We start from the raw sequence: 1084 nt of genomic DNA on the forward strand, positions 1-1084 counted from the left end.
CGGCAGGCACGCCCGGCTTCAAGCCGAAGAAATCGGTGGCGCTTTCGGGCGTGACGGCGGGCAACACGGCGCTGTGCACGGTCGGGCGCACCGGCAACGACTTGCACTACCGCGGCTACGACATCCTCGATGTCGCGACGACCTGCGAGTTCGAGGAGATCGCTTACCTGCTCGTGCACGAAAAACTGCCGACGCAGGCCGAACTCACCGCCTACAAGACCAAGCTCAAGGCGCTGCGCGGCTTGCCCGCGAACGTGAAGGCCGCACTCGAATGGATCCCGGCCTCGGCGCACCCGATGGACGTGATGCGCACCGGCGTGTCGATTCTCGGCACCGTGCTGCCCGAGAAAGACGACCACAACCTCGCCGGCGCACGCGACATCGCCGATCGCCTGATGGCCTCGCTCGGCTCGATGCTGCTCTACTGGTACCACTACTCGCACAACGGCAAGCGTATCGAAGTGGAGACCGACGACGATTCGATCGGCGGCCACTTCCTGCACCTGCTGCACGGCAAGGAGCCGTCGAAGGCGTGGGTCGAGGCGATGCACACCTCGCTGAACCTCTACGCCGAGCACGAATTCAACGCCTCGACGTTCACCGGCCGCGTGATCGCGGGCACGGGCTCGGACATCTACTCGGCCATCACCGGCGCGATCGGCGCGTTGCGCGGCCCGAAGCACGGCGGCGCCAATGAAGCCGCGTTCGACATCCAGACGCGCTACCAGACGCCCGACGAAGCCGAAGCGGACATCCGCCGCCGCGTCGAAGCGAAGGAAGTCGTGATCGGCTTCGGCCACCCGGTCTACACGATCTCCGACCCGCGCAACAAGGTCATCAAGGAAGTGGCGAAGAAGCTCTCGAAGGACGCGGGCAACCTGAAGCTCTTCAACATCGCCGAGCGCCTGGAAACGGTGATGTGGGACGTGAAAAAAATGTTCCCGAACCTCGACTGGTTCAGCGCCGTGTCGTATCACATGATGGGCGTGCCGACGGCCATGTTCACGCCGCTCTTCGTCATCTCGCGTACCTCGGGCTGGGCCGCCCACATCATCGAGCAGCGCATCGACAACAAGATCATCCG

The 1084-nt window shown here is 64.4% G+C and carries 1 protein-coding gene; it reads left to right on the top strand.

The genetic code is table 11. The annotated features are described in order from the left end of the window. On the top strand, positions 1 to 1084 hold a 1084-nt coding region (prpC, locus tag AAHK20_RS33445; protein WP_449185795.1), incomplete at both ends, for a bifunctional 2-methylcitrate synthase/citrate synthase.

The organism is Trinickia camelliae (assembly GCF_053525655.1).